General features: G+C 56.6%; 18 protein-coding genes and 2 pseudogenes. 13 read left to right on the top strand and 7 right to left on the bottom strand.

Annotation, left to right across the window (positions count from 1 at the left end):
- Positions 1-7: 7 nt before the first annotated feature.
- The 8 genes from hpaX (at position 8) to yjiA (ending at position 9,287) form a co-directional block, all read left to right on the top strand.
- Positions 8-1,354 (top strand): 4-hydroxyphenylacetate permease, encoded by a 1,347-nt coding sequence (gene hpaX / locus M8370_RS00095; protein WP_250020357.1) that lies wholly within the window; start codon positions 8-10, stop codon positions 1,352-1,354.
- Between the two features lie 9 nt (positions 1,355-1,363).
- Complete coding sequence (gene hpaA, locus M8370_RS00090; protein ID WP_058678932.1) at positions 1,364-2,296, top strand: 4-hydroxyphenylacetate catabolism regulatory protein HpaA; 933 nt, start codon at positions 1,364-1,366, stop codon at positions 2,294-2,296.
- A gap of 177 nt (positions 2,297-2,473) precedes the next feature.
- A complete protein-coding gene (gene hpaB, locus M8370_RS00085) occupies positions 2,474-4,036 on the top strand; it encodes a 4-hydroxyphenylacetate 3-monooxygenase, oxygenase component (protein WP_013095447.1) in 1,563 nt (520 codons plus the stop codon).
- A 17-nt stretch (positions 4,037-4,053) separates the two neighbouring features.
- Positions 4,054-4,566: a 4-hydroxyphenylacetate 3-monooxygenase reductase subunit gene (locus M8370_RS00080; protein WP_047352037.1), complete on the top strand. Its 513-nt coding sequence runs from the start codon at positions 4,054-4,056 to the stop codon at positions 4,564-4,566.
- 178 nt (positions 4,567-4,744) lie between these two features.
- Positions 4,745-5,638, top strand: coding sequence for a helix-turn-helix transcriptional regulator (locus M8370_RS00075; RefSeq protein ID WP_250020356.1), 894 nt, complete (start codon positions 4,745-4,747; stop codon positions 5,636-5,638).
- Between the two features lie 213 nt (positions 5,639-5,851).
- Entirely contained in the window at positions 5,852-8,005 is a 2,154-nt protein-coding gene (locus tag M8370_RS00070; protein ID WP_029882188.1) for a carbon starvation CstA family protein, read from the top strand.
- 114 nt (positions 8,006-8,119) lie between these two features.
- The gene (locus M8370_RS00065; protein WP_003856610.1) at positions 8,120-8,323 is read left to right on the top strand and encodes a YbdD/YjiX family protein; all 204 of its coding nucleotides are present in this window, start codon (positions 8,120-8,122) and stop codon (positions 8,321-8,323) included.
- Between the two features lie 10 nt (positions 8,324-8,333).
- A complete protein-coding gene (yjiA, locus tag M8370_RS00060; RefSeq protein WP_038981101.1) occupies positions 8,334-9,287 on the top strand; it encodes a GTPase in 954 nt (317 codons plus the stop codon).
- A 52-nt stretch (positions 9,288-9,339) separates the two neighbouring features.
- Here yjiA and M8370_RS00055 read toward each other — a convergent pair whose 3' ends face one another.
- Entirely contained in the window at positions 9,340-10,698 is a 1,359-nt protein-coding gene (locus tag M8370_RS00055) for an esterase-like activity of phytase family protein (RefSeq protein WP_250020355.1), read from the bottom strand.
- 402 nt (positions 10,699-11,100) lie between these two features.
- Between M8370_RS00055 and M8370_RS00050 the strand changes: the two genes are divergently transcribed.
- Both M8370_RS00050 and M8370_RS00045 read left to right on the top strand, forming a co-directional pair.
- The gene (locus M8370_RS00050) at positions 11,101-11,646 is read left to right on the top strand and encodes a YfaZ family outer membrane protein (RefSeq protein ID WP_013095440.1); all 546 of its coding nucleotides are present in this window, start codon (positions 11,101-11,103) and stop codon (positions 11,644-11,646) included.
- Positions 11,646-11,966, top strand: a complete 321-nt coding sequence (locus tag M8370_RS00045; protein ID WP_013095439.1) for a hypothetical protein — start codon at positions 11,646-11,648, stop codon at positions 11,964-11,966. Before M8370_RS00050 ends, M8370_RS00045 begins: the two co-directional genes overlap by 1 nt.
- Positions 11,967-12,007: 41 nt before the next feature.
- Here the strand turns inward: M8370_RS00045 and M8370_RS00040 are convergent, their stop codons facing one another.
- Positions 12,008-13,378 carry an NAD-dependent succinate-semialdehyde dehydrogenase gene (locus tag M8370_RS00040; protein WP_038418628.1) on the bottom strand — a complete coding sequence of 457 codons (1,371 nt, stop codon included), beginning with the start codon at positions 13,376-13,378 and terminating at the stop codon, positions 12,008-12,010.
- Positions 13,379-13,515: 137 nt separating this feature from the next.
- Between M8370_RS00040 and M8370_RS00035 the strand changes: the two genes are divergently transcribed.
- Complete coding sequence (locus M8370_RS00035) at positions 13,516-14,259, top strand: helix-turn-helix transcriptional regulator (RefSeq protein ID WP_062729728.1); 744 nt, start codon at positions 13,516-13,518, stop codon at positions 14,257-14,259.
- Positions 14,260-14,307: 48 nt separating this feature from the next.
- Positions 14,308-14,946, top strand: coding sequence for a LysE family translocator (locus M8370_RS00030; RefSeq protein WP_250020354.1), 639 nt, complete (start codon positions 14,308-14,310; stop codon positions 14,944-14,946).
- Positions 14,947-14,976: 30 nt separating this feature from the next.
- On the opposite strand, the gene M8370_RS00025 is transcribed toward M8370_RS00030, so the two are convergent.
- The gene (locus M8370_RS00025) at positions 14,977-15,279 is read right to left on the bottom strand and encodes a BrnA antitoxin family protein (protein ID WP_023620649.1); all 303 of its coding nucleotides are present in this window, start codon (positions 15,277-15,279) and stop codon (positions 14,977-14,979) included.
- Positions 15,266-15,553, bottom strand: a complete 288-nt coding sequence (locus tag M8370_RS00020) for a BrnT family toxin (RefSeq protein WP_047023211.1) — start codon at positions 15,551-15,553, stop codon at positions 15,266-15,268. The genes M8370_RS00025 and M8370_RS00020 overlap by 14 nt, the downstream gene beginning before the upstream one ends.
- 169 nt (positions 15,554-15,722) lie before the next feature.
- On the opposite strand from M8370_RS00020, the gene M8370_RS00015 reads away from it, so the two are divergent.
- On the top strand, positions 15,723-17,021 hold the full coding sequence (locus tag M8370_RS00015) for a DUF445 domain-containing protein (protein WP_250020353.1): 1,299 nt from the start codon (positions 15,723-15,725) through the stop codon (positions 17,019-17,021).
- On the opposite strand, the gene M8370_RS00010 is transcribed toward M8370_RS00015, so the two are convergent.
- The 3 genes and pseudogenes from M8370_RS00010 to M8370_RS23540 all read right to left on the bottom strand — a co-directional run.
- Positions 16,991-18,067, bottom strand: coding sequence for a DUF2955 domain-containing protein (locus tag M8370_RS00010; protein WP_013095434.1), 1,077 nt, complete (start codon positions 18,065-18,067; stop codon positions 16,991-16,993). The genes M8370_RS00015 and M8370_RS00010 overlap by 31 nt on opposite strands.
- A pseudogene (locus tag M8370_RS00005) lies at positions 18,057-18,527 on the bottom strand (HlyD family secretion protein); the annotation flags it as partial. The pseudogene M8370_RS00005 and the gene M8370_RS00010, both read right to left, overlap by 11 nt.
- A gap of 5 nt (positions 18,528-18,532) precedes the next feature.
- Positions 18,533-19,364 (bottom strand): annotated as a pseudogene (locus M8370_RS23540) (DEAD/DEAH box helicase); the annotation flags it as partial.
- Between the last annotated feature and the right edge of the window lie 421 nt (positions 19,365-19,785).

Here is a 19,785-nt window from a genome sequence, read left to right as displayed (position 1 = left end):
GCGCACCATGACGACCTCTACCCTGCAAGATAATAAAGCTGTTGAACATCGCGTTATAAATAAGCTGTTCCGTCGTTTGATCGTGTTTCTCTTTATCCTGTTTGTCTTTTCGTTTCTCGATCGCATCAACATTGGCTTTGCCGGGCTGACGATGGGCAAAGATCTGAGCCTCACCTCCACGATGTTTGGCCTGGCCGCGACGCTCTTTTACGTCACCTACGTGCTGTGCGGGATCCCGAGCAACATCATGCTGGCGAAGATCGGCGCCCGGCGCTGGATCGCCGGGATCATGGTGGTGTGGGGGATCGCGTCCACCTGCACCATGTTCGCCACCAGCCCGGAAACGCTCTATGTGCTGCGCATGCTGGTGGGCATTGCCGAGGCTGGCTTCCTGCCGGGGATTTTGGTCTATCTCACCTGGTGGTTCCCGGCCTATCACCGCGCCCGCGCCAACGCACTGTTTATGATTGCCATGCCGGTAACCATGATGCTCGGCTCTATTCTTTCCGGCTACATCCTGGCGATGGACGGGCTGTGGAATCTGAAAGGCTGGCAGTGGCTGTTCCTGCTGGAAGGGTTGCCGTCGGTGGTGCTCGGCGTGGTGACCTGGTTCTACCTTAACGACACCCCGGATCAGGCCAGCTGGCTGGATGATGAAGAAAAGCAAACGCTGAAAACCATGATCGCCCGTGAGCAAGAGCTGGCGGTGGCGCATGCCGCCACGCCGCGTTCAACGCTGCGTGAAGTCCTGACCCCGGCGGTACTGCTCTATACGCTGGCCTATTTCTGCCTGACGAACACGCTGAGTGCGATCAACATCTGGACGCCGCAGATCCTGCAAAGCTTCAACACCGGCAGCAGCAACATTGTGATCGGCCTGCTGGCGGCGATCCCGCAGTTTTGCACCATCCTCGGCATGATCTGGTGGAGCCGTCGCTCCGACAGGCTGAAAGAGCGAAAAAAGCACACCATCCTGCCGTATCTCTTCGCGGCGGCGGGATGGATGCTGGCCTCGGCCACCGATCACAGCCTGATCCAGCTGCTTGGCATCATCATGGCCTCAACCGGATCGTTTACCGCCATGGCGATATTCTGGACCACGCCGGATCAGGTTATTAGCCTGCAGTCCCGTGCGGTGGCGCTGGCGGTGATCAACGCTATCGGCAACGTCGGATCCGCCGTCAGCCCGCTGCTGATCGGCATTCTGCGTGATGCCACCGGCAGCTTCAGCTCCGGGCTGTGGTTCGTCGCCGGGCTGCTGGTGGTGGGCGCGCTGGTGCTGACGCGGATCCCAATGACCCGCCAGGAAAGCCTCGGGCGCGATCCGGGGATGGCGGCACAGAAGATCCACTGAGGAGGAGCTATGTGCCAGAGCCCCGTCGCCAATATCGATATCAGCAAAGAGTACGACGAAAGTCTGGGCACCGACGATGTGCACTATCAGTCGTTCGCCCGCATGGCGGCCTTTTTTGGCCGCGACATGCAGGCGCATCGTCACGACCAGTATTTTCAGATGCACTTTCTTGATACCGGGCAGATAGAACTCCAGCTCGACGATCATCGCTACTCGGTGCAGGCTCCGCTGTTCGTCATTACCCCGCCGTCGGTGCCACACGCGTTTATCACCGAATCCGACAGCGATGGCCACGTTCTGACGGTACGCGAGGATCTCATCTGGCCGCTGCTGGAGGTGCTCTACCCCGGCACGCGAGAAGCGTTTGGCCTGCCGGGGATCTGCCTGTCGCTGGCCGATAAGCCCGACGAGCTGGCGGCGCTCAGGCACTACTGGCAGCTGATTGCCAGGGAATCCACCGGGCAACTTCCCGGACGCGAGCATACCCTGGTACTGCTCGCGCAGGCGGTCTTTACCCTGCTGCTGCGTAACGCCAGGCTCGACGACCACGCTTCAGGCGGCATGCGCGGTGAGTTAAAACTGTTCCAGCGCTTTACCCAGTTGATTGACACCCACTATCACCAGCACTGGACGGTGCCGGACTACGCCTGTGAACTCCACCTGACCGAATCCCGCCTGACCGATATCTGCCGCCGTTTCGCCAACCGTCCGCCGAAGCGGCTGATCTTCGACCGCCAGCTGCGCGAAGCCAGACGGCTGTTGCTCTTTTCCGACAGTACGGTCAGCGAGATTGCGTGGCAGTTGGGCTTTAAGGATCCGGCCTATTTTGCCCGCTTTTTCAATCGCCTGACGGGTTGCTCGCCCAGCGCGTATCGGGCGCAGAAAGTACCGGTTTCCCCTGTTGCCCTCACCCCTGCCCTCTCCCAACGGGAGAGGGAGTAACCGTCCCCTCTCCCGTTGGGAGAGGGTTAGGGTGAGGGAAATCACACTCTGCGATCTCTCGCGAAAAGTACCTGCCGTTGTCCCAATCGTCCCTTCACGTTCCGCCCCTCTCACGCTTCAATTAAACAACAAAAACAAAACATAAATTTAACAAACCAATTCCGATACGAGGTCCCTATGAAGCCTGAAGAGTTCCGCGCTGATACCAAACGCCCGTTAACCGGCGAAGAGTATTTAAAAAGCCTGCAGGATGGCCGCGAGATTTATATCTACGGCGAGCGCGTTAAAGACGTCACCACCCATCCGGCGTTTCGCAATGCGGCGGCCTCCATCGCGCAGATGTACGACGCGCTGCACAAACCGGACATGCAGGATACGCTGTGCTGGGGCACCGACACCGGCAGCGGCGGTTACACCCATAAGTTCTTCCGCGTGGCGAAAAGCGCCGATGACCTGCGTCAGCAGCGAGACGCCATCGCCGAGTGGTCTCGCCTGAGCTACGGCTGGATGGGCCGCACGCCGGACTACAAAGCCGCGTTCGGCTGCGCGCTCGGCGCAAACCCGGCCTTCTACGGCCAGTTTGAGCAAAATGCCCGTAACTGGTATACCCGCATTCAGGAAACCGGCCTGTACTTTAACCACGCTATCGTCAACCCGCCTATCGACCGCCACAAACCGGCGGACGAGGTGAAAGACGTCTATATCAAGCTGGAAAAAGAGACCGACGCCGGGATCATCGTCAGCGGTGCCAAAGTAGTTGCCACCAACTCGGCGCTGACCCACTACAACATGATCGGCTTTGGCTCCGCGCAGGTGATGGGCGAAAACCCGGACTTTGCGCTGATGTTCGTCGCGCCAATGGACGCCGAAGGGGTGAAGCTGATCTCCCGCGCCTCCTACGAGATGGTGGCTGGCGCTACCGGCTCGCCGTACGACTACCCGCTCTCCAGCCGTTTTGATGAGAACGACGCGATCCTGGTGATGGATAATGTACTGATCCCATGGGAAAACGTGCTGATCTACCGCGATTTCGACCGCTGCCGTCGCTGGACTATGGAAGGCGGTTTTGCCCGCATGTACCCGCTGCAGGCCTGCGTGCGTCTGGCGGTGAAGCTCGACTTCATCACCGCCCTGCTGAAAAAATCGCTGGAGTGTACCGGCACCCTGGAGTTCCGCGGCGTGCAGGCAGATCTCGGCGAAGTGGTCGCCTGGCGCAATATGTTCTGGGCGCTGAGCGACTCCATGTGTTCCGAAGCCACGCCGTGGGTGAACGGTGCGTACCTGCCGGATCACGCGGCGCTGCAAACCTATCGCGTGATGGCGCCAATGGCCTACGCGAAGATTAAAAACATCATCGAACGCAACGTCACCAGCGGGCTGATCTACCTGCCATCCAGCGCACGGGATCTGAACAACCCGCAGATCGATCAGTATCTGGCGAAGTACGTGCGCGGCTCCAACGGCATGGATCACGTCGAACGCATCAAGATTTTGAAGCTGATGTGGGATGCCATCGGCAGCGAATTTGGCGGCCGTCACGAGCTGTATGAGATCAATTACTCCGGCAGCCAGGACGAAATTCGCCTGCAGTGTCTGCGCCAGGCGCAAAGCTCCGGCAACATGGACAAAATGATGGCGATGGTCGACCGCTGCATGTCTGAGTACGACCAACACGGCTGGACGGTGCCACACCTGCACAACAACAGCGATATCAACATGCTGGACAAGCTGCTGAAATAACGCAGCGGGAGGTTTCAATGCATTCAGATGAACAACGCCTGCGTTTTCGCGACGCCATGGCCAGCCTGTCGGCCGCGGTGAATGTCATCACCACGGCGGGCGATGCCGGACGCTGCGGGATCACCGCCACTGCCGTCTGCTCGGTAACGGATTCCCCGCCGTCGATTATGGTCTGTATCAACGCCAACAGCGCCATGAACCCGGTGTTTCAGGGCAACGGCAAACTGTGCGTGAATGTGCTCAACCACGAGCAGGAGATCATGGCTCGCCACTTCGCCGGTATGACCGGGATGGCCATGGAGGAGCGCTTTACCCTCTCCTGCTGGCAGAAAGGTCTGCTGGCGCAACCGGTGCTGAAAGGGGCGCTGGCAAGCCTGGAAGGCGAGATAAGTCAGGTGCAAACCATCGGCACGCATCTGGTTTATCTTGTTGAAATTAAAAATATCATCCTCAGTGAAGAGGGCCACGGCCTGATCTATTTCAAACGCCGTTTCCACCCGGTAATGATGGAGCCGGAAGCAGCCGTGTGATCCCCTCTCGCGCTGGCCCTCCTGAGGCCAGCGCGCCTTTCTGCAAAAATTCCTAAGGTTTCCGCTAAATCACGCCGTTATATAGCCATAAGAGAAATTTTCTGTGCCTGAATACTGACACGCTGTGTCAGTGCTACCCGCATCATTCAGCGCATACCCTAATATACAGGAAGACCTTATGGCTAAAACGACGCGGAGCCGCTCGGCTGAACGTCTGGTCGATATTCTCCATGAGCTACATTTAAACGGTGTGATAAACCGCAGTGCGCTGATGGAGAAATTTAATATTACCGAGCGTACCGTCTACCGGGATTTAAATGCGCTCTCCCCGATTGTGGAACATACCGGAAACGGGCTATATCGGCTGATCCATTCCGCGCAATCGCCCGGCGGACAAGGATTACACCATACCCTTGCTAACTTCCTGAATGCTGATAGCTTTTTCCCCGAAAGAAACGCGGAGTTTTGGGAGAAACTCGAAAACCGCGTTGACGAAAATCATATTCTTATTCTCGCCAACGAGGCGGAGCACACGGCGGAACGTGATATTCGTCGCCATTTATCCAACATTGAAAAATCGATTAAAAACTGTAATGTTTGCCAGATCGTTTATAAAGGCAAAACCCGGCTGATTAACCCCTATAAACTCATTAACAAAAAAAATATATGGTATTTACAAGCTACCGAAAATAGCCGGTTAAAATCCTTCTCATTGAGTCAGATTCGCTGGCTTGATATTCAGAAACGCACCTTTACGCCGGACGAAAATGTGATCGGGCTGTTGGAAAAAAACCTCGATCCGTGGGTATCGGAAGATACTTTCGAGGTGAAAATATTTATTAAGGATAATATTTCACACTACTTCCTGCGCCGCGATCTCCTCCCGGCACAAGAGCTGCTGGAGGAGCAACACGACGGCGTGACGCTGCGCTGTCAGGCAGCACATGAAAACCAGATCCTGCCGCTGCTGTTCTACTGGTTACCCAACATTCAGATCCTGGAGCCAGCCTGGCTTAAGGAAAAGCTGGTTAAAACGCTGGAAGGCTACCTGGCGGGTGCGCAGCCACGGTAACCGGGTGATCTGTATCACATTATTTCTCCCGCTGGCGGCGAGCCTGAACCACTCGCCGCCCCCTTTGACCGCTCACCAGGCACTTTCAACCACTCACCCATTTTCTCCCCTTTACGCGCGCAAGCTTCTGGCACGATCGCTCCAGCATTACTCAATACCTCCTCACAACGAACCCTGACCCTTTTTTCTTTACATAAAAAACCAGGTCTTACTATGGATACTAAAAAACTACTGAAGCACGTGCCCTGGGCCTTACTCGGGATCCTCGGCGCTTTCTGTCTGGCGGTTGTCGCATTACGCCGGGGCGAACACGTAAGCGCCCTGTGGATCGTGGTCGCGTCGGTTTCCGTCTACCTTGTGGCTTATCGCTACTACAGCTTATACATCGCGCAGAAGGTCATGAAACTCGACCCGACGCGTGCCACCCCGGCGGTCATTAACAATGACGGCCTGAACTACGTGCCAACCAACCGCTATGTGCTGTTTGGTCACCACTTTGCCGCCATTGCAGGCGCTGGCCCGCTGGTCGGCCCGGTACTGGCCGCGCAGATGGGCTACCTGCCGGGTACCCTGTGGCTGCTCGCTGGTGTAGTGCTGGCGGGTGCAGTGCAGGACTTTATGGTGCTGTTTATCTCCTCGCGCCGTAACGGTTCGTCGCTGGGTGAGATGATCAAAGAAGAGATGGGCCGCGTGCCGGGTACCATCGCCCTCTTCGGCTGCTTCCTGATTATGATCATCATCCTCGCGGTGCTGGCATTAATCGTGGTGAAAGCGCTGGCTGAAAGTCCGTGGGGCGTCTTTACCGTCTGCTCTACCGTGCCGATTGCGCTGTTCATGGGGATCTACATGCGCTTCCTGCGCCCTGGCCGCGTCGGCGAGGTGTCGGTCATTGGTATCGTGCTGCTGGTTGCCTCAATCTACTTCGGCGGTGTGATTGCGCACGACCCGTACTGGGGTCCGGCGCTGACCTTTAAAGACACCACCATCACCTTTGCCCTGATTGGTTACGCGTTTATCTCTGCCCTTCTGCCGGTATGGCTGATTCTGGCTCCGCGTGACTATCTGGCGACCTTCCTGAAAATCGGCGTCATCGTCGGGCTGGCGATCGGTATTGTGATCATCAACCCTGAACTGAAAATGCCGGCGGTGACCCAGTACATTGACGGTACCGGTCCGCTGTGGAAAGGCGCCCTGTTCCCGTTCCTGTTTATCACCATCGCCTGTGGTGCCGTTTCTGGCTTCCACGCGCTGATCTCCTCCGGCACCACGCCGAAGCTGATGGCCAACGAAACCGACGCGCGTTTCATCGGTTACGGTGCCATGCTGATGGAATCCTTCGTGGCGATCATGGCGCTGGTGGCTGCGTCTATCATCGAACCGGGTCTTTACTTCGCGATGAACACCCCGCCGGCAGGCCTGGGCATCACCATGCCAAATCTGCATGAGATGGGCGGTGACAACGCGGCGCTGATTATGGCGCAGTTGAAGGACGCCAGCGCCCACGCGGCGGCGACCGTCAGCTCCTGGGGCTTTGTGATTTCGCCTGAGCAGATCATGCAGACCGCGAAAGACATCGGCGAACCGTCCGTGCTGAACCGCGCCGGTGGCGCACCGACGCTGGCGGTAGGTATTGCACACGTGTTCCACAAAGTGCTGCCATGGGCGGACATGGGCTTCTGGTACCACTTCGGTATTCTGTTCGAAGCGCTGTTCATCCTCACCGCGCTGGACGCCGGTACCCGTGCAGGCCGCTTTATGCTGCAGGATCTGTTGGGGAACTTCGTGCCGTTCCTGAAGAAAACCGACTCTCTGGTGGCGGGCGTGCTGGGTACTGCGGGCTGCGTTGGCCTGTGGGGTTACCTGCTGTACCAGGGCGTTGTTGACCCACTCGGCGGCGTGAAGAGCCTGTGGCCGCTGTTCGGTATCTCTAACCAGATGCTGGCAGCCGTTGCCCTGGTGCTCGGCACCGTGGTACTGGTGAAGATGAAACGCACCAAATACATCTGGGTCACCGTTGTGCCTGCGCTGTGGCTGCTGCTCTGCACCACCTGGGCGCTGGGTCTGAAACTGTTCAGCAGCAACCCGCAGCTGGAAGGCTTCTTCTACATGGCTAACCAGTACAAAGCGAAAATTGCCGCCGGTGGCGCGGATCTCACCGCCCAGCAGATTGCCAACATGAACCATATCGTGGTGAACAACTACACCAACGCGGGTCTGAGCATTCTGTTCCTGGTGGTGGTGTACAGCATTATCTTCTACGGCATCAAAACCTGGATGAAAGTGCGTAACGCTGAAGGTCGAACGGACAAAGAGACCCCGTACGTGCCGGTACCGGAAGGCGGCGTGAAGACCTCTTCGCACCATTAATCTACTAATACCCCTCACCCCAGCCCTCTCCCCATAGGGGAGAGGGTGTAAAAGTTCCCTCTCCCCTATGGGGAGAGGGTTAGGGTGAGGGGCTTTTCCTGTCTGGAATCCACAATGTTTGGTAACTTAGGCGAAGCAAAAAAATACCTCGGTCAGGCAGCGAAAATGCTGATTGGCATTCCGGACTATGACAACTACGTTGAGCATATGAAAACCAACCACCCGGATAAGCCCTACATGACCTACACTGAATTCTTCCGCGAGCGTCAGGAAGCGCGCTACGGCGGAAGTGGAGAAGGCGGCGTCCGCTGCTGCTAAAGGAGAGACCATGACCCCGATTGCCGTCACCCTGTTGACCGGTTTCCTCGGCGCCGGTAAAACCACCCTGCTGCGCCACATTCTCAACGCGCAGCACGGTTTCAAAATCGCCGTGATCGAAAACGAGTTCGGCGAAGTCTCCGTTGACGACCAGCTGATTGGCGATCGCGCCACGCAGATCAAAACCCTGACCAACGGCTGCATCTGCTGTACCCGCTCTAACGAACTGGAAGATGCCCTGCTGGACCTGCTCGACAGCCGCGATCGTGGGGACATCCACTTCGACCGCCTGGTGATTGAATGCACCGGCATGGCCGACCCCGGCCCGATTATTCAGACCTTTTTCTCGCATGACATCCTTTGCCAGCGCTACCTGCTGGACGGCGTGATTGCCCTGGTCGACGCGGTTCACGCCGACGATCAGATGAACCAGTTTACCATCGCCCAGTCTCAGGTGGGCTACGCCGACCGCATCCTGCTGACCAAAACCGACGTGGCGGGCGAGAGCGTTAAACTGCGCGAGCGCCTCGCACGCATCAACGCCCGCGCGCCGGTATACACCGTGACGCACGGCGATATCGACCTGTCTCAGCTATTCAACACCAACGGTTTTATGCTGGAAGAGCATGTCACCTCAAAACCGCGTTTTCACTTTATGGCGGATAAGCAGAACGACGTAGCGTCGATTGTGGTGGAGCTGGATTACCCGGTAGACATCAGCGAGGTCTCCCGCGTGATGGAGAACCTGCTGCTGTCGTTTGCCGATAAACTGCTGCGCTACAAAGGCATGCTGTGGATCGACGGCGAACCAAACCGCCTGCTGTTCCAGGGCGTACAGCGGCTGTACAGCGCGGACTGGGACAGACCCTGGGGCGACGAGACACCGCGCAGCGTGATGGTGTTTATTGGCATCCAGCTGCCGGAAGAGGAAATTCGGGCGGCGTTTGCGGGGCTGAAGAGATAACCGCCCAGCATCCCCTCTCCCTTTGGGAGAGGGTTAGGGTGAGGGGTAAACCTTATTTCACCGCCTCCGGCAGCGTCACAATCCACAGCTCACTGTCAGACGCCGGTTTCCCCAGCGGCTTCACGCTAAGGGTCGTCTCAACCGGTTTATCATCCAGCGTCAGCTTTCCTTCCGCGTTCACCCGATAATCCTTGAGCTTCTTGCCCTCGACCGGATGTTGCATCGCCACCTTCACGCCAAAGTCGTTATCATTCGCCACCGCCAGCGTTTTGCTGTCGATCAGCGCCAGCCCTTCAGCCTTTTCCTGCTGCCAGCCCAGGGCGCGCAGATCAACAACCTGCGTTTTCTGCGCAAGGGTAATGCCGCGCTGTGCCAGGGTTTTCTCATCATCAAACTCCGGATACTCGCCCGGCTTGTCGAAACCTGACAGGTCGCTCGCCTTACTGAGATCGACCTTGTAAATCAGGTTACGCATTCCGTCGTTTTTATCACTTCCCTGTTCGATCAGCAGGATGTGCTGGTCATCGAGCGCCACGATGTCGCCGATTTTAGCGTCGCTGTTTTTGCTGTAAGCCGCGCTGTCGATGGGATAACCGTACATCGCGGTTTTCCCGCTTGCCGGGTCAAAGCTCACCAGACGCGTAAACAGCGCCTTTTTCTTGCCCTTACCGTCGATATCCAGCGTACTTTGCACGGCGGCAATAATACGCCCGTCCGGCATACGGGTGAGGCCTTCAAAGCCGCGGTTCGCCTGACGCCATTTGAGGATATTTGGCAAACCGCCCGCAATTGCTTTTTCCCCTTCCGCCGCCTGCGGACCGTGGATCGCCAGGATTTTCCCTTTACTGTCGATGTTAATCAGGAACGGGCCATACTCATCGCACAGCCAGTAACCGCCTTTACCGTCCGGGGTGATCCCTTCCGTATCCAGCCCGCGATTATCCCCCTTCAGCCTCTTTAACGTGTCGCTGAAGGCCACTTCATTGGTGGATCCAATCACGTCGCTTTCCAGCGGCAGACCGTTGATCGCGCCTTTATCGTCATGCAGAGGACGGGCATCAATGGCCTCCGCTTTGCCGTTTTGTACACGAATCGTCATCAGCAGCGGCGCGAAATCTGGCGTAACGAAAATTTTGGCTTCGTTTTTACCCACTTTCGGTGAATCCGCGTTCGGACCGCGATCGGTAATGGTGGCGAAGGTCAGGGCATCGCCCTGTTTCCCGGTGAACAGCAGGCCAGAACCTATCCCAACCGGAAGCCCGTTCGGGAATGCACTGGCAAACGCGCCGGTGTAGTTCACGTGTGTGCCTTCTGGAAAACTGACGGCATAGCGCTCAGCCGTAGGCTGCGCCGCGAGGGCAGAGAAAGAAAGCACACAACCGATTAGCACAGGAATAATTTTTCTTTTCATGTTGTTAGCATCCATAAAGTGAAGCTCACACCGTAAAGAAGAAACGTGTCAGGAAAATGACATCGAATGGCAACATTGCGCGGGCCGGAGCGCCAAAGAAATGTAAAGCTCTGTTGTTATCTGTAACAGCAGAAACATTTCTGGAAATTATTAGAAACCCAATTAATTCGCTGCGAACCACTCTTTCTGCTCTCGTTCAGATTATGTTTAGCTAAAAAAATAAACACTTTCTAAACGCCAAATCATTACCCGTTGACGACCTCTCAACCCAACACTCTCGCAACACCACCAAATTAAAAAATTAACAAAACCAGCATAAAACGGCGACTTTCATCACATTTGCAGTCATTAACATCGCTTGTTAAGGTGCGCCCAGATTAAATTGATGACGAGGCATATGAGATGAAAAAACTGAATATCCTTCTGCTGACTGCGTTGACTGCTGTATCGGGTTCTGCACTGGCTCTGGGTGGCAGCGTTGAGCAGGGTAAAAACTTCACCAACCTCAATCTTGAGATGGGTAAATCCTCATCCGGTCTGTATGTGGAAAGCAACTGGCTGAAAAACACCGATGACGGTACGCAGACCGGCGGTGTGGGTGCAGGTTATAACCTGGGTCTTGGCCCGGTCATGCTGAACGCGGGCGCAAAAGCTATCTATATCGGCCCGAAAAAAGGCGATAACGGCGTGGCGTTCCCGATTGGTGGCGGCGTAAACGTTGCCCTGACCGACAGCATTCATCTGTATGGTGAAGGCTACGTGGCACCAGAAGGGATGAACAACAGCGTGAAAAACTACGTTGAAGCCAACGGCGGCGTAAGCTGGACACCAGTTACACCTGTGACACTGAAAGTGGGTTACCGCCACGTGAGCGTTGATGGTAAAGACGGTCGTCCAGGCCACACCCTGATTGACGGTGCGTATGTTGGCGGTGGAGTCACCTTCTGATGAAACACCGCATTACCGCGCTTTGCGTTCTGAGCCTCACGCTTCTGCTCACCGGCTGCGTCCAGTACAAATGGGTGAAACCGGGCGTCAGCGACGCTGAAATGAACAAAAAGCTCACGGAATGTGAAGCGCAGGCGCTGATCGATCTGCCCCCGGATAACGTCGTGACCGGTTCGGACTCGGAAAAAACGGATCTGAAGAACAAGAAAAAGGATATTTCCACGAGCTACACGGTTGAAGACGCCAATGAGGATCGCAGGGCGACCCTCGTAGACAGCTGCATGTTCAAAAGCGGCTGGGATAAAATTGAAGTGCAATAATCTCTAAAAAACCTGCCTACTGGCAGGTTTTTTATTGCCGCTTACTTACGCACCACCACCAGCTTCTGGTTCACAAACTCTTTGATCCCCAGATCCGACAACTCGCGTCCGTAACCGGAGCGTTTCACGCCGCCAAACGGCAGCTCTGGCGCGGTATCTGTGAGCCAGTTGATATACACCATCCCGGTCTCAATCCGTGACGCCATTTTCTTCGCGCGTTCAATATCCTGACTGAACACCGCACCGCCCAGTCCGTAGTGGGAGTCGTTCGCCAGGGCGACCGCCTCGTCATCGTTTTTCACCACATACATCTGCGCCACCGGGCCAAAGAACTCCTCGAAGTACGCCGGGTTGTCGCGGGAGATATTCGTCAGGATCGTCGGCTCAAAGAAGCTCCCGTCGCGCTGCACCGGTTTACCACCATAGTGTAACGTCGCGCCCTTTTTCACCGCCTCATTGACCTGTTTTGTCAGCGTTTCGAGCGCATCTTTAGACGACAGTGGCCCAAGCGTGGTGCTTTCATCCAGCGGGTCGCCAATTTTCACCTGCTTAAAGGCGTCGGTGAATTTGCTCAGGAAGGCATCGGCAATTTTCTCATGCAGGATAAAGCGCTTCGCTGCGGTACAGACCTGACCGGCGTTGTTAAGTCGCGCATTCACGCCTGTCTTCACCGCTTTATCAAGATCCGCATCGTCCAGCACCACGAAAACGTCGTTACCGCCCAGCTCAAGGGTGGATTTCTTGATGTGCTTCGCCGCCTGCGCGGCCACCACGCTGCCCGCTTTCTCAGAGCCGGTTAGGGCGGCCCCCTGTACGCGGTCGTCAGCAATGATGTTCGCTACCTGCTCAGACGAGATAAAGAGATTGGTCCATGCCCCTTCCGGCGCCCCTGCCTCACGCACCAGATGAGCAAAGGTTTCGGCACAGTGCGGCACGATGCTGGCATGTTTAGCCAGAACCGGGTTACCCGCCGCCAGGTTAGGTGCCAGAACACGCATCAGCTGATAATACGGGAAATTCCACGGTTCCACGGCCATCAGCACGCCGATGGGGTGATGCTCCACCCACGCTTCTCCGAGTTCAGACGGGTACTTCACCGGGGCCAGGAACTGCTTCGCGTTATCGGCATAGTAGCGGGCGATTTGCGCGCACAGCTTCACCTCGCCGCGGCTTTGTTCGATGAGCTTACCCATCTCCTGACTGGCAATTTTAGCCAGCTCCTCGGTGCGTTCGTCGATCAGGTCGGCAAGCTTATGCAGCACCGGCAAGCGCTGTTCAATGTCACCTTTCGCCCACTGCGAATGGTAAAGGGCGTCGGCCGCTTTTAGCGCCGCTTCGATATCCGCGTCGGTATGAGAGGGATATTCTTTGATGAGCTGGTTGGTGGCAGGATTTACTGTCTGATAAGCCATATCGAATCTCCATGTTTTACCGCTTAGGGTAGTAAGGGTAGACAACATGACGGGTGATGGACGTAAAGTTGGGTATATCCGGAAGGTTCTTAGTAGGGCCAGGGCATGGTATAAAAATGTTCCTGACAGGAGCGCCTATGACCCATACCCGACACATCCGCCAGACCTTTAACCGCCTTCCGGGCCTTGAGCTGCGCAGCACGTGGCAGAGTACCGTGGCGTATAAACGTCATTGTCACCCCCAACTCTCGATTGGCGCGATAGTGGAAGGCCAGACCTGCTGCCGGTGCAATGACACGCAGTACATCCTCCACCCCGGCGATCTCATCGTGATCCCGGCGCATGTGCCGCACAGCTGCAACCCCGTTGCGGGCCAGCCCCGCAGCTATCATATGCTCTATATCGACACGGATTATCCTCTGGCAGAACAGGTCATTCGCGACAGCACGCTGTTTGCTCTTTACCTGAACGTTGTTGAGAACATGTCGGCTAATTCCCTGAACATGCTGATTTCTGCCCTTCCGCGCTGCGCCAGCCGCACGGGTGAACTACGCTCAACCAGCCAGCACATCCAGCAGGCGTTTCTTGCCGATTTAACCAGCCCGCCGTCACTCGACGACCTTGCCCACCGCTTCTCGCTGCGCAAAGAGACGCTGATCCGCACCTTCAGGCAGGACACTGGCCTGACGCCGGGCAGCTTTCTCAACATCTCCCGCGTGGAATACGCCAAAGCGCGGCTCCGCGCCGGGGATGATATTGCCGATGTCGGCTACCAGAGCGGGTTTGCCGATCAGAGCCATTTTCATAAGACCTTTGTGAGCTATACCGCTGCCACGCCGCGCCAGTACGCCACGGGCCGATCAATATTGGACAATAAATAGCGTTTGCATCGCCGTAGTCTGACCTCGGTTTTTTACACAGAGGTTGCTATGGAACTGTTATTCCCTTCCGCTTTTCCTGCTCTGGCGCTGGCGCATTTTGTCGCCCTGTTAAGCCCAGGCCCGGATTTCTTCCTGCTGGTGGGCTACGCGGCGCGCTACCGGGTCCGCGGCAGCGCCGGGCTGTGCCTCGGCATCGCCGCGGGCAACGGGTTGTATATCCTGCTGGTGATTATCGGCTGGAGCGCGCTGCGCCAGTTTACGTGGCTGTTTATCCTTATCGAGCTTTGCGGGGCGCTGTATCTGCTGTGGATCGGCTCGCATCTGGTGCGCAGCCGCCCGCAAGCGCTGGCGCTGAATGAAACCCATCAGCGCTTCCCTTCACTGCGTAAGCAGATCCTGCTGGGACTTGGCTCGGCGTTGTTAAATCCAAAGAACGCCCTGTTCTATCTGGCGCTGATGACGGCGCTGCTGGGGCCAAATGTCACGCTGCTTCAGCAGGCGACCTGCGGCGTCTGGATGGTGATGGTAGTGCTGGTGTGGGATCTGGCGCTGGTATCACTGATGGGGCTGCCCGCGGTGCAACAGAGGCTCAGCCGTTCGCTGTGGCTAATTGAGCGGGCGGCGGGGGTTGTACTAATGGGGTTTGGCGGGTGGGTACTGTGGCGGCTGCTGGAGCTGATAAGCTGAAATAAGGGGCAGCCCAACGCTGCCCGTGGTTTATTTTTTGTTTTGATCGCGCAGCATCGCTTCACGCAATATGGCGTTTAGCCGCGTCTGGTAACCCTTTCCAGGCCGTTTCAGCCACTCCATTACGTCGGCGTCAATGCGTACAGATGCCTGCGTTTTAAGTGGCCGATAGAACTTCCCTCGCACCGCCCCGGACCACTGTTTATCGTCCGTGGCAGGAATATCGCTGTAATCGATTTCTGCTTCTGGTTTTTCAGCTAATGCTTTTAGCTCAGCGTCACGACGAGCGCTAACCTCAGGCGAACTACCTCGTTTATGTTTAACGATGCTCATAACGGCTCCTCTCTTTACGGTCCGCCTTACGTGCGCTAATGATACGAATAATTTCGCCTCCGCTTTCGAAACGTACCGTATGTGCGACCAGGATAACAATGACGCCTTGCACAAGGCCGATGGTTTGCCAGCGAAACTCACCGTTCTCATAGCGATCCTGAACAGACAAATGATAAGGATCGTCGAAAACCAAAACCGCATCCTCAAAGCGTATGCCATGTTTTTGCTGGTTACTTTTCGCCTTATCGCTATCCCACTCATACTCCGTTGGCATAGTGTACCCTTCCCTGATTGTATATACAAAAAAGCATATACAAACTGCGCAAGGATTAAACTAATTAAGCAAAAGCGGTGTTTAATTTCGGAAGGCGGATTCCAGAAGCGAAGATGGTGTAACGCTCCCGTCTTTGCACTTTCCCCCCGTCTCCCTCTATCCTTAACCCATGGAAAAAATCGCTGAACTCAAACGCGCCAAGCTGCTGGCGCTGTCGCTGCTGCTGATTGCCGTCGCGGCGTTTATCACCACCCTGTTTCTGCCGCAAACCTTCTGGGTGCGCGGCGTGAAGGCCATTGCCGAGGCGGCGATGGTTGGTGCGCTGGCGGACTGGTTTGCGGTCGTCGCGCTGTTTCGCCGGGTGCCCATTCCGTTTATCTCGCGCCATACGGCGATTATCCCGCGCAATAAAGACCGGATTGGCGATAATCTCGGCCAGTTCGTGCAGGAGAAGTTTCTCGACACCCAGTCGCTGGTGGCGCTGATCCGCCGCTATGAGCCGGCGCAGATAATTGGCACCTGGTTCAGTAAGCCCGACAATGCCCAGCGTGTCGGGCAGCATCTGATTCAGGTGATGGGCGGTTTTCTTGAGCTGACCGACGATGGGCGTATTCAGCGCCTGCTCAAACGCGCGGTGCATAAGGCCATCGATAAGGTCGATTTCACCGAAACCAGCGCAGTGATGCTGGAGAGCATGACCAAAAACAACCGCCATCAGGTACTGCTGGACGCCATCATCAACCGCCTGATCACCCTGATTCAACGCGATAGCACGCGGGAATTTATTTCAGACCAGATCGTCCACTGGCTTAAGACCGAGCATCCGCGCAAGGCGATGGTGCTGCCCACCGAGTGGCTGGGCGATCAGAGCGCGGAGATGGTGTCAAACGCGGTGAATACCCTGCTGGACGACGTCAGTCATGACCGTACCCACCAGATCCGCCAGGCGTTCGACCGCGCCACGCTGAAGCTTATCGACAACCTGAAAAACGATCCGGAGATGGCCGCAAAGGCAGAGAACATCAAGCATTACCTGAAGAACGACGACGCGTTTAACCGCTATCTGGGTGAGATGTGGGCTGACCTGCGCCAGTGGCTGAAGGCGGATATGCAACGTGAGGATTCCCGCGTGAAGCAGCGCATCGCCAACGCCGGGCAGTGGTTTGGCGAAACGCTGCTCGGTGACGACAGCCTGCGGGCATCGCTCAATGAGCACCTCGAGCAGGCGGCGCACCGCGTGGCACCGGATTTCGCGGCGTTTCTCACCCGTCATATCAGCGACACGGTAAAAAGCTGGGACGCCAAAGATATGTCCCGCCAGATCGAGCTTAATATCGGCAAAGATCTGCAGTTTATCCGCGTCAACGGCACCCTGGTGGGCGGGACAATTGGCCTGATCCTGTTTTTACTCTCGCAACTGCCCGCCGTGCTTGCGCATTACTCCGTTTTGGGTGGTGCAATGACGTAGCGCGTCGCCTCAAAGCGATTGAGGATCAAGTGCACCAGAAACACCATCGTCAGCGTCGCCACCAGAGAAAAGGTCACCGAGGTGATGCGGTAGAGATCGCTGAACACCAGGTCGCTGTCCGGGTGCATGTTCTGACCGAACATAATCCCGATGGTGGTGATGCTGGCAAACCCAACGCCGGCTCCCACCTTCTCCATCACATGCAGACGCGCACCAAACGCCAGCCCGAGGCCGATAAGCGGCATCATCAGTAGCATGTGGCTGCTGTGATCGTAGAGGATAAGCTGCACCACCAGAATATAGAGACAGCCCAGCACCACGCCAGCCACGCGCCAGATAGAGCTCATCACCGCGCCGCGATAGTGCATCGGGAACAGAATCAACACACCGGCCATCAGCGCCGAAAGCGAATCGCTCAAATCGCTTATCTGGAAGATGACAAAAATCATCGTCGCAACGGTGCCGGAGAGCAGAGACTCGTGCCGCACGCGGGCATCATCTTTCTCGATCAGCGGCGGCGGCTTGCGCGGCTCAACGTCCGGCAGGAGGTAGTTCATCAGCGCGCTCAGGCATACCGCCATCACACTCGCTTCAATGTTGGAAAACAGCAGCGTGTGCCAGTCGGTGGTGGGATAGCTCATAAAGTTGAGCATCACGCTCTGGCACACCACGCCCATCGACCCGAACAGGAATAGCGGCCCCTTACTCATAAAGCGAAAACGCATGACATACAGCGCAAAAACCACCAGCGTCATGATCACCGGCCACTGGGACAGATAGCCGATAATAATCACCATTTCGACGCAGTTTAGCGATGCGCTGAAGATAAACTGCTTCGCCACATGGCGGTTAAAAACCGGCACCAGCGACAGCAGCATGATGGGGTAGACCACATAAAACACGCCGTAGCTGGTGTTATAGAAACTTGAAATACTCAGCGCGATCATCCCGGCAAAGACGATGCGCAGGGTCTGGCGAAAGTCATTGGCCGTATAGACGATGTTGCCGTGCGGGGTAAAGACCCGCGCCAGCGTGCTAATAGACATAGTGGAGCAGGCTCACCAGGTGGATTTGCATCCCGGAGAAGAAGCGCGCAAACGGCCCTTCGCTGTTGTAGAGCTGCACGGTGGCACGAGCGCCGGTCGGGAGCGGTTTCGGCAGCGTCTCATCCAGCGCCACGTGAATGCGCATTCGCTGAGCGTCGCGCACCCAACGGTTGGAGGTTTCCGGCGCGGACAGTTCGCCGCTCACCGCCTCCTGTCCGGCAAGGATCCCCGCATCGCTGCTGGTCACGTGGGCGCGGAAAACCTGTCCCGGAAAGGCGTCAAATACCACGGCGGCATCGGTCCCCTGATGGGTATGGCGCAGACTCTTCTCACGAAAATCGGCCACAATATCGGTCTGATTATTCACCAGCGCCAGCGCCGCCGAGCCGGACGAGGCATAAAACCCGGGGCTCAACTGCAGGTTGCTGACCGTACCGTTCGCCTGGGCGTAAACCTTCGTATCGCGGTCACGGGCAAACACAGCGGCGGCTACGTCCTGCTGGCCGGGTCGCCAGTCGCCACCATCTGGCGGCGGCAATGGCACAAACGCCGGGCGGTCGCATTGCTCCAGCTCACGGAACCTGTACGGCGCTGTAACCAGCGGCGGGATGGATGGCGGCAGGCCAGCGCCCCCAACGTCACAATGCAGATTCAGCGTATTGAAATTATCATCCGTGGGTTTCAGCTCACCGCACCACAACTGACGGAAAGCCGGGCTGTCACCCATTCGCGTAAAGTCAGCATGGCGCATCGCTTCCAGTTGGCTCATGCCCCGGTTGATTCTTTTCAGGGTGGCGTCATCGCAAATCAGAAACTCACGGCAGGCTTTGAGAAAGGCGTTTTGCCCTGTGGTCGCTTCCGGGATGGCGTGCTCGCGCGGTTTCAATGCGGCATCATCTACGCGAACGCCGGGAAAATCTGGCGGCAGTGGTTCGGCGTACCGGGCAGGCTTCTTGTTCAGCCACATTTCTATCTCAGCTCGTCGGCAATGAATAGCGTCGCCGGGCTGGATGACTTGCCGTAGCCCCGTGTCAGAGCGCTGTTTTTGCTTCTTCGGTTGAACACCGTGCAGCGCTCGCCACTCCCGCAGGGTCATCGCGGAGCCATCTGCATTGTAATAAAACTCTTCGGTCTTTGTGTTGTAGGCCGCCTTTACGGGTTTACGCTTTACGGGGCATATCTTGGAACGTCGAATAACAATCCCGTCAGCAATCATTTGCTGTACATCTGCGTCCGCAGTATTGAGCGGGTCAGCGTCGGCAGCCTGCGCAAGCAGGCGGCGTAGGTTTGTTGGCATGGTGAAATCTCCAGAAATTAAGGTGAGTTTAGAATGGGGCGTAGGATGGAAACGCCGAGAGTGTGGCAGTCTGTCCTTCTTAGTAGTTACCATCATTGCAATGGCGTCGGGGTTCTGTTTCTCTACTGTAGATGCTTTCTTCCGGCGATCTGGACTAAACGCAGGAGCGGCGGGCATTGCCGAGGGTCAGGCCGTAGGCAGGCTTTCGGCCACAGCTTGTGACGGTAGTATCCCGTTTTAGTGGTAGCCTTTCCCCAATTTAGTAGCTTTCTTTGTCAGCAACGCTGTACGTAGGTTATCTCTCCGGTATAGTCACCTTCTTGAGTTTATTTTTTAACCAACCACCTGCAAAGCCTTGCTGCGTGTGGGCTGGCCGTGTTGGGCAGGGTAATTCAGGTAGGCGGATTTGGGGTGTGAAGTT

This window comes from Enterobacter cloacae complex sp. OE43NF (genome assembly GCF_023544405.1).
Lineage (GTDB): Bacteria > Pseudomonadota > Gammaproteobacteria > Enterobacterales > Enterobacteriaceae > Enterobacter > Enterobacter cloacae.
Note: the sequence above shows the minus strand (reverse complement) of the source record. Positions and strands in the feature narration are given on the sequence as shown.

What these genes read in the sequence shown, in the direction of transcription:
- hpaX (WP_250020357.1), top strand. Translation starts at nt 8, where the DNA reads ATGACGACCTCTACCCTGCAAGATAATAAAGCTGTTGAACATCGCGTT.
- hpaA (WP_058678932.1), top strand. Translation starts at nt 1,364, where the DNA reads ATGTGCCAGAGCCCCGTCGCCAATATCGATATCAGCAAAGAGTACGAC.
- hpaB (WP_013095447.1), top strand. Translation starts at nt 2,474, where the DNA reads ATGAAGCCTGAAGAGTTCCGCGCTGATACCAAACGCCCGTTAACCGGC.
- M8370_RS00080 (WP_047352037.1), top strand. Translation starts at nt 4,054, where the DNA reads ATGCATTCAGATGAACAACGCCTGCGTTTTCGCGACGCCATGGCCAGC.
- M8370_RS00075 (WP_250020356.1), top strand. Translation starts at nt 4,745, where the DNA reads ATGGCTAAAACGACGCGGAGCCGCTCGGCTGAACGTCTGGTCGATATT.
- M8370_RS00070 (WP_029882188.1), top strand. Translation starts at nt 5,852, where the DNA reads ATGGATACTAAAAAACTACTGAAGCACGTGCCCTGGGCCTTACTCGGG.
- M8370_RS00065 (WP_003856610.1), top strand. Translation starts at nt 8,120, where the DNA reads ATGTTTGGTAACTTAGGCGAAGCAAAAAAATACCTCGGTCAGGCAGCG.
- yjiA (WP_038981101.1), top strand. Translation starts at nt 8,334, where the DNA reads ATGACCCCGATTGCCGTCACCCTGTTGACCGGTTTCCTCGGCGCCGGT.
- M8370_RS00055 (WP_250020355.1), bottom strand. Translation starts at nt 10,698, where the DNA reads ATGAAAAGAAAAATTATTCCTGTGCTAATCGGTTGTGTGCTTTCTTTC.
- M8370_RS00050 (WP_013095440.1), top strand. Translation starts at nt 11,101, where the DNA reads ATGAAAAAACTGAATATCCTTCTGCTGACTGCGTTGACTGCTGTATCG.
- M8370_RS00045 (WP_013095439.1), top strand. Translation starts at nt 11,646, where the DNA reads ATGAAACACCGCATTACCGCGCTTTGCGTTCTGAGCCTCACGCTTCTG.
- M8370_RS00040 (WP_038418628.1), bottom strand. Translation starts at nt 13,378, where the DNA reads ATGGCTTATCAGACAGTAAATCCTGCCACCAACCAGCTCATCAAAGAA.
- M8370_RS00035 (WP_062729728.1), top strand. Translation starts at nt 13,516, where the DNA reads ATGACCCATACCCGACACATCCGCCAGACCTTTAACCGCCTTCCGGGC.
- M8370_RS00030 (WP_250020354.1), top strand. Translation starts at nt 14,308, where the DNA reads ATGGAACTGTTATTCCCTTCCGCTTTTCCTGCTCTGGCGCTGGCGCAT.
- M8370_RS00025 (WP_023620649.1), bottom strand. Translation starts at nt 15,279, where the DNA reads ATGAGCATCGTTAAACATAAACGAGGTAGTTCGCCTGAGGTTAGCGCT.
- M8370_RS00020 (WP_047023211.1), bottom strand. Translation starts at nt 15,553, where the DNA reads ATGCCAACGGAGTATGAGTGGGATAGCGATAAGGCGAAAAGTAACCAG.
- M8370_RS00015 (WP_250020353.1), top strand. Translation starts at nt 15,723, where the DNA reads ATGGAAAAAATCGCTGAACTCAAACGCGCCAAGCTGCTGGCGCTGTCG.
- M8370_RS00010 (WP_013095434.1), bottom strand. Translation starts at nt 18,067, where the DNA reads ATGTCTATTAGCACGCTGGCGCGGGTCTTTACCCCGCACGGCAACATC.